Source organism: Kineococcus sp. TRM81007, from assembly GCF_022669155.1.
GTDB lineage: Bacteria > Actinomycetota > Actinomycetes > Actinomycetales > Kineococcaceae > Kineococcus.
The window spans coordinates 160,400-167,964 of the sequence record NZ_JALBVB010000055.1 but is presented as its reverse complement, the minus strand read 5'-3'; the positions used below and the strand labels follow the sequence as shown (position 1 = coordinate 167,964).

Annotated in this window: 7 protein-coding genes; 6 read left to right on the top strand and 1 reads right to left on the bottom strand. The window is 73.2% G+C overall.

Features of this window, described 5'->3' with window-relative positions:
- Positions 1–50: 50 nt before the first annotated feature.
- Positions 51–1,256 carry a S8 family serine peptidase gene (locus MN205_RS14015; protein WP_242128290.1) on the bottom strand — a complete coding sequence of 402 codons (1,206 nt, stop codon included), beginning with the start codon at positions 1,254–1,256 and terminating at the stop codon, positions 51–53.
- Between the two features lie 144 nt (positions 1,257–1,400).
- Between MN205_RS14015 and MN205_RS14010 the strand changes: the two genes are divergently transcribed.
- The 6 genes from MN205_RS14010 to MN205_RS13985 all read left to right on the top strand — a co-directional run bounded on the left by MN205_RS14010 (position 1,401) and on the right by MN205_RS13985 (position 7,532).
- Positions 1,401–2,411: a LacI family DNA-binding transcriptional regulator gene (locus MN205_RS14010; protein ID WP_242128288.1), complete on the top strand. Its 1,011-nt coding sequence runs from the start codon at positions 1,401–1,403 to the stop codon at positions 2,409–2,411.
- A gap of 107 nt (positions 2,412–2,518) precedes the next feature.
- Positions 2,519–3,745 carry a sugar ABC transporter substrate-binding protein gene (locus tag MN205_RS14005; protein WP_242128286.1) on the top strand — a complete coding sequence of 409 codons (1,227 nt, stop codon included), beginning with the start codon at positions 2,519–2,521 and terminating at the stop codon, positions 3,743–3,745.
- Complete coding sequence (locus tag MN205_RS14000) at positions 3,738–4,706, top strand: carbohydrate ABC transporter permease (protein ID WP_242128284.1); 969 nt, start codon at positions 3,738–3,740, stop codon at positions 4,704–4,706. The genes MN205_RS14005 and MN205_RS14000 overlap by 8 nt, the downstream gene beginning before the upstream one ends.
- Before the next feature lie 8 nt (positions 4,707–4,714).
- On the top strand, positions 4,715–5,584 hold the full coding sequence (locus MN205_RS13995) for a carbohydrate ABC transporter permease (RefSeq protein WP_242128282.1): 870 nt from the start codon (positions 4,715–4,717) through the stop codon (positions 5,582–5,584).
- A 38-nt stretch (positions 5,585–5,622) separates the two neighbouring features.
- Complete coding sequence (locus MN205_RS13990) at positions 5,623–6,414, top strand: ThuA domain-containing protein (RefSeq protein WP_242128280.1); 792 nt, start codon at positions 5,623–5,625, stop codon at positions 6,412–6,414.
- Entirely contained in the window at positions 6,411–7,532 is a 1,122-nt protein-coding gene (locus tag MN205_RS13985; RefSeq protein ID WP_242128278.1) for a Gfo/Idh/MocA family protein, read from the top strand. Before MN205_RS13990 ends, MN205_RS13985 begins: the two co-directional genes overlap by 4 nt.
- The last annotated feature ends 33 nt before the right edge of the window (positions 7,533–7,565 follow it).

Below are 7,565 nucleotides of genomic sequence, written 5' to 3'. Positions count from 1 at the left end.
GTTGCCACTTCCTTGATCACCGCAGGGTGGGGGTGGGTGTCAGGGGCGGATCAGCGGTGGACGGTGCGGGTGCGGCGGGGCACCAGGGGAGTCGGGGCGCTGACGGGCACCGGCGCCGCGGCGGCGCGGACCGCGGCGGCCACGTCGAGCATCCCGGTGCCGTACCCCGCCGGCCAGGACGGCCGCGGCGACGCCGTGGAGCGCAGCAGCCCCTCGACCTGCGCCGCCGTCGCCGTCCGGTTCACCGACCGCACCAGGGCGGCCGCGGCCGCCACCTGCGGGGCGGAGAACGACGTCCCCGTCACCGCGAAGTAGTCGTGCCCCTCGCTGGCGGGCCCGCCGGCGGGGATCCGCTCGCCGGGGGCGCTGACGTCCACCGCGGTGTTGTGCTGCGCCCACGGCGCGGCACCGCCGCCGACCGCCGACGCCGACGCGGAGACCACCCCCGGGTACGAGGCCGGGTACTCCACCGGGTTGCCCGTGTCGCCGGAGTTCCCGGCGGCCGCCACCACGACGACGCCCTTGCCGGCGGCGTAGGCCACCGCGTCGGCGGTCACCGCGCTGTACGTCTCACCGCCCAGGGACAGGTTCAGCACGTCCGCGCCGTGGTCGGTGGCCCACACGATGCCCTGCGCCACCGCGCTGCCCGGGCAGCCGGTGGGCGTGCACACCCGCACCGGCAGGACGTCGACGTCGGGGGCGACACCCGCGGCGCCCACGCCGTTGCCGTACGCGCCGGCGAGGACGGTGGCGACCTGGGTGCCGTGGGTGCCGATGTCGGTGCCGGACGCGAAGTTCGCGCCGGGCAGGACCCGCCCGGCCAGGTCGGGCGCGGTGGGGTCGACGCCGCTGTCCAGGACCGCCACGGTGAGGTCGTCGCCCGTGGTGGTGGGCCACGCGGCCGGCGCGTGCACCTCCTCGAGGTGGCCGGCGTGGCCCAGGAGGGGGTCGGTGGTGGCCGTCGCGCGGACGTCGAGGGGGTCGGCCGTGCCCGGCGCCAGGTGGTAGGTGGTGCGCGGGGCGGCGGAGGACACCGACTCGTCCTCGGCCAGGCGCGCGGCCAGGCGCCGGGCCGCGTCCGTGTCCGGGGCGGTGACGGTCTCGAGCACCAGCCGGTCCCCGACGTGGCGCAGCAGGTCCACGGGCACGTCGCCGGAGCCGGACGGGGAGGCCGCGGCGGAGACGCAGGGCAGCGCGGCCAGCGCGCACACCAGGGCGGTGGTGGCCCGGCGGCGGGCGCGGAACGTTCTGGGCACGGTGGCTCCCTGCTCTGGTGCGGTTCCGGAGGCGCATCGGCACGGGGAGGTCACGACTTGAGCGGTGTCCTTGCGCGCGTCGCCGGGTGGCGGTTACGGTCGTCCTCGATACGCATCGATGACGAGCGCGGGGGAGGAGGCGACGTGGCCAGGGTCCCGACGAGCAAGGACGTGGCGCGCATCGCCGGCGTCTCCCAGAGCACCGTCTCCTACGTGATGAGCGGCAAGCGGCCCATCTCGGAGAAGACGAGGCGGCTCGTCGAGGACGCGATCGCCCAGCTGACGTACCAGCCGAACGCGGGCGCGCGCGCCCTGGCCGGTCGGCGCACCAACGTCATCGCGGCCGTCGTGCCGTTCCGCAGCCCGTTGAGCGCCCACGGCCTCATGGCGTTCGTGGAGGAGATCGCCCTGGCCGCGCGCGCCCGCGACCACGACCTGCTCATCGTCACCGCGGACGAGGGACCCGGTGCGCTGCAACGGGTCGTCGGCGGGGCGCTGTGCGACGCGGTCGTCGTCATGGAGGTGCGCACCGAGGACGAGCGCGCGGCGGTGGCCCGTTCCCTGAGCCGGCCCGCGCTGTTCATCGGTGTGCCGGGCGACTCCGCGGGGCTGCACTGCGTCGACTTCGACTTCGAGGGTGCTGCGGCGCTGCTCGTGGCGGAACTGGCCGGCGCGGGGAACCGCGAGGTGGCCGTGCTGGGCTGGACCCCGGAGGCGGAGGAGCGCGGCATCAACTACGTGCCGCGCTTCCGGGCCGCGGCCGAGCGCGCCGCGGCCGAGCGGGGGGTGGCGCTGCGCTGGTGCGCCGTCCCCGCGGGGCAGGGGGCGGTCGAGCACTGCTTGGCGGACGTGCTGAGCACCCCGGGTGCGCCGCCGGGGCTGGTGGTCACCACCGGCGCCCAGGAGGTGCTCAACGCGCTGCTGCGCCGGGACCTGGTGGCCGGGCGCGACGTGGACCTCGTGGCCCTGTCCACGGACGCCGAGGCCGAGGCCCAGGCGGTGCCGCTGACGGCGGTGTCCACCCAGCCGCGGGACGTCTCGCGGCAGGCGATGGAGTGGCTGTTCGAGCTCCTGGACGACCCGGCGGCGCCCGGCGAGGTGCGCCGGGTGCCGGCGGAGCTGACCCGGCGGCGCTCCGTGCGCACCGCCGGCTGACCCACCGCGGCCCCGGGGGGACGGGGCGCAGCACGACCTGGATCGATACGCATCGACGATCGAACGCCGACAGCCCACGAAGCGGTGGGCGAGACGAGGAGGACGACATGGCTCGACGAGGGACCGTGCGCGCAGGCATCGCCGCACTGGCGCTGCTGCCCCTGGCGCTGGGCGCCTGCGGCGGTGGCAGCGGGGGAGGTACCGCCTCCGGCGACCCGAACACCCTGCGCGTCCTGGACTACCACAACGACGACCCCAACAAGACGGTGTGGCAGGGCCTGCTGGAGGACTGCGGCACCGAGGTGGGGGTGACGATCGAGCGCGAGTCCGTGCCGGGCGAGACCCTCATCTCCAAGGTCCTCCAGCAGAGCTCCTCCCGCACGCTCCCCGACGTCCTCATGCTCGACAACCCCGACCTGCAGCAGATCGCCGCCACCGGGGCGCTGGCGCCGCTGGGCGACTACGGCATCACCACCGAGGGGTACGCCGAGGGCGTCGTCGACGCCTCCACCTACGAGGGCGAGCTGTACGGCCTGCAGCCGGTCACCAACACGATCGCCCTGTTCTACAACGAGGCGATCTTCGAAGCCGCCGGCCTGCAGCCGCCCACCACGTGGGACGAGCTGCGGACCACCGCCCAGGCGCTCACCCAGGGCGACCAGTACGGCGTCGCGTTCTCCGCCATGAACAGCTTCGAGGGCACCTGGCAGTTCCTGCCCTTCATGTGGTCCAACGGCGGCGACGAGCGGGACATCGCGACCTCCGAGACCGCCGAGGCGCTGCAGCTGTGGGTCGACCTGGTCTCCTCCGGGGCCGCCTCGAAGTCGGTCGTCACCTGGGGACAGGCCGACGTCGCCGACCAGTTCAAGGCCGGCAACGCCGCCATGATGGTCAACGGCCCCTGGAACTTCGGCTCGCTCGCCGAGAACCCCGACCTGGACTACGGCATCGTGCCGATCCCCGCACCCACCGCCGGGGCGCCGGTGGTCTCCCCGTTCGGCGGGGAGACGTGGACCGTCCCGCGGACGGGGGACGAGGAGAAGCAGGCCAAGGCCGCGGAGTTCGTGCAGTGCCTGAACTCCGACGAGAACATGGTCGCAGCGGCCGTCGGCACCAACACCGTGCCCACCAAGCCGGAGCTGACCGACGAGGCCGTGGCCCAGGTCCCGGCGCTGGAGTCCTTCGCCGAGCAGGTCCCCGACCTGCGCTCGCGCACCGGGCAGCTCGGCGAGGAGTGGCCCGACGCCGCCACGAAGATCTACACCGCCGTGCAGAACGCCCTCGTGGGCGGCATGACGCCGGAGGACGCGCTGCGGCAGGCCCAGGATGGCTGACGTCCACGCCGCGGAACGGGCAGCCGGCCGCGCGAAGGGGGCGGGGGCCCCGGTCTCCGCCCCGCGGCGGGGCGGGCGCAACCTGCGCACCCGGCTCGTCGAGGTCGCCTTCCTGGCCCCCGCGGTCGCCTACCTGCTGCTGTTCTTCGGGTACCCCGTCGTCAAGAACATCGTCATGGGGTTCCAGGCCTACACGACCTCCACCTTCTACACCGGTGAGGCGCCGTGGGTGGGCCTGGACAACTACACCGCCGTCCTGTCCTCGGCCGTCTTCGACCGGGCGCTGCTGAACACCGTCCTGTTCACGGCGGGTTCCATCGTGGGGCAGTTCGTCCTGGGGCTGGCCATCGCGGTCTTCTTCCGCCGCAGGTTCCCGCTGTCCGGGTTCCTGCGATCGCTGATCCTGCTGCCGTGGCTGATCCCCATGATCGCCGCCACCGCCGTGTGGCGGTGGATCCTGGACACCGACAACGGGGTGCTGAACCGGCTGCTGACCCTCCTGCCCTTCGTCGAGGTCCGGCCCGACTGGCTGACCAGCACCACGCTCGCACTCGTCGCGGTCATCGGCGTCAACATCTGGCTGGGCATCCCCTTCAACATGACGATCCTGTACGGCGGCCTGCAGGAGATCCCCGACGAGCTGTACGAGGCCGGGGCGCTCGACGGGGCGACCGGGTGGCGGGCGTTCCGCCACATCACCTGGCCGATGCTGCGCCCCGTCGTCACCGTGGTCCTCGTCCTCGGCGTCGTCTACACCCTCAAGGTGCTGGACGTGATCCTGGGGCTCACCAACGGCGGCCCCGCGAACTCGACCCAGACCATCGCGACGTTGTCGTACGCCGTGTCGTTCCGCCAGTTCGACTTCGGGCAGGGTGCCGCGCTCGGCAACATCCTCGTCCTGCTCTCGCTGGCCTTCGCCGTCGTCTACCTGCGGATGAACCGCCGCGCCGTGGACGAGTGAGGAGAACCGTGAGCACCACGACGAAACCCGCGGCGAGCACCGCGCCCGGGGGCCAGCGCGCCCGGGCCCGGCAGCCGCGCCGCCTGGGTCACACCGTCATCGGGGTGGCCATCATCGCCTTCATGCTGTTCCCGCTGTACTGGATGCTGAACGTCTCCCTGCAGCCGGCCGGGGGAGCGGTGGCCACCCCGTGGTTGCCGTTCGACTTCACCCTCGACGGCTACGCCACCGCGATCCGCGAGCAGGGCGGCAACCTCGTCACCAGCCTGCTGGTGGGTCTGGGCAGCGTCGTCTTCAGCCTGCTGATCGCCACGCCCGCCGCCTACGCGATGGCCCAGTTCGAGCTGCGCTGGGCGACTCCGGTGCTGTTCGGCATCCTCGTCACCCAGATGGTCCCCGGCATCGTCGTGGCGAACGCCCTGTACAGCGCTTACAGCGACCTCGGCATGCTCAACACCATCGGTGGGCTGATCCTTGCCGACTCCGCGGCGGGCGTGCCGTTCTCCATCCTCGTCATGCGCGCCTTCATGGGCGGGATCCCGCGCTCCATCGTGGAGGCCGCCTACGTCGACGGCGCCGGGCACGTGCGGGCCTTCGTGTCCGTGGTGCTGCCCATGGCGCGCAACGCCCTCATCACCGCCGGCCTGTTCACGTTCCTGTTCGCGTGGGGCGACTTCCTGTTCGCCCTCACGCTCACCACCACCGAGGACGTCCGTCCGGTCACGCTGAGCCTGTACACGTACGTGGGCAGCTTCGTGAACGACTGGTCCCCGATCATGGCGACGGCCGTGCTGTCGTCGCTGCCCGCCATCGCCCTGCTGCTCGTGGCCCAGCGCTACGTGGCCACCGGGGTGACCGGCGGAGCCGTCAAGTCCTGAGGGACGAAACCGAACCACGACAGTCCCGAGGAGGACCCGTGACCGACCCGATCCGCGTGACCGTCTGGGGCGAGAACCGCCACGAGCAGCTCGAGCCGGAGGTCGCGAAGCGCTACCCCGACGGCATGCACGGCGCCGTCGCCCAGGGCATCGAGGCCAACCTGGGCGAGCGCGCCGTGGTGCGCACCGCCACCCTGGACGAGCCCGAGCACGGCCTGACCGAGGAGGTGCTGCGCGACACCGACGTCCTCACCTGGTGGGGCCACGCCGCGCACGGCGAGGTCTCCGACGAGGTCGCCGAGCGAGTGCAGCGCCACGTCCTGGAGGGCATGGGCCTGATCGTCCTGCACTCCGGGCACTGGTCGAAGGTGTTCACCCGGCTGATGGGCACCACCTGCACGCTGCGCTGGCGCGCCGAGCACGACCGCGAGCTGGTGTGGACGGTGGACCCGACCCACCCCATCGCGCAGGGGATCGACCACCCCATGATCATCGACGAGGACGAGATGTACGGGGAGTTCTTCGACATCCCCACCCCCGACGAGCTCGTCTTCATCTCCTCCTTCTCCGGCGGGGAGGTGTTCCGCTCCGGCTGCACCTTCAAGCGCGGGCACGGGAAGATCTTCTACTTCCGTCCCGGCGACCAGGAGTACCCCACCTACTTCCACGAGGGCGTCCGCAAGGTGATCTCCAACGCCGTCGAGTGGGCGGTCACCCTGCGGCCGGAGCGGGCGGTCCCGACGCTGCTGCGCTACGAGACCGAGGACTTCTACACCGGTCACGGCTACCAGGGGGCGCTGAAGGCGCAGGCGCAGGAGGGTCAGCAGTGAGCGAGCCGCTGCGCGTCGTCCTCGTCGGCGCGGGCGGCATGGGCCGGGCGTGGCTGCGCACGATCCTCGCGGACGACGAGGTGGAGCTGGCGGGCGTGGTGGACCTGGACCTGGACGTCGCCCGCGCGGCCGCCGCGGAGGCCGGTGTGCCGGACGTGCCGCTGGGCCGCGACGCCGTCGAACTGGCCCGCGCCACCGGGGCGGACGCCGTCGTCAACGTCACCGTGCCGCGCGCGCACCACCCGGTGACCACGGCGGCGCTGTTCGCGGGGCTGCCGGTGCTGGGGGAGAAGCCGGTCGCCGAGGACGTCGCCCAGGCCCTGTCGCTGGTGGCGGCCGCCGAGGTCACCGGCCGGATGTTCGTCGTCAGCCAGTCCCGCCGCTACAACGCCCACCTGCACGCGTTCCGCGAGCAGGCGCGCGTGCTGGGCGACCTGGGCGTGCTGACCACCGAGTTCTTCAAGGCGCCCCGCTTCGGCGGGTTCCGCGAGGAGATGGCGCACCCGCTGCTGCTGGACATGGCGATCCACCCCTTCGACACCGCCCGGTTCCTGCTCGGGGCCGAACCGGTGTCGGTGTACTGCGAGGAGTTCAACCCCTCCTGGAGCTGGTACGCCGGGGACGCGGCGGCCAGCGCCGTGTTCGAGATGACCGGCGGGGTGCGTTACGTCTACACCGGCAGCTGGTGCTCGCCGGGCCTGGAGACGTCGTGGAACGGCGCGTGGCGGCTGTCCGGCTCGGCGGGGACGGCCCGCTGGGACGGCGACTCGGCCCCCGTGCTGGAGACCACCTCGGGCCGGCAGGTGGCCCCCGCGCAGGACCCGGGCCGGGAGATCGCCGGTTCCCTGCGGGCGTTCACCCGCGCCCTGCGCGCGGGCACCACCCCGCACGGGGAGGTGCACGAGAACGTCATGAGCCTGGTGATGGTGGAGGCCGCGGTGGCCTCGGCCGAGGCGGGGGCGCGGGTGCTCGTGGACGACGTGCTGGAGCGCGCGCACGAGCGCGCGCTGGCGGGCGAGCGCCGCGAGGACGTGCGCTCGGTGCTGGCGTCGTGGACCTCGGTGCGCGAGGCCCTGGCGGTCGGCGCCTCTGTTCCCGGCGCCCAGCCCGCCGCCTGATCCCGCTCCCCCCTACCTGCGGTGATCAAGGAA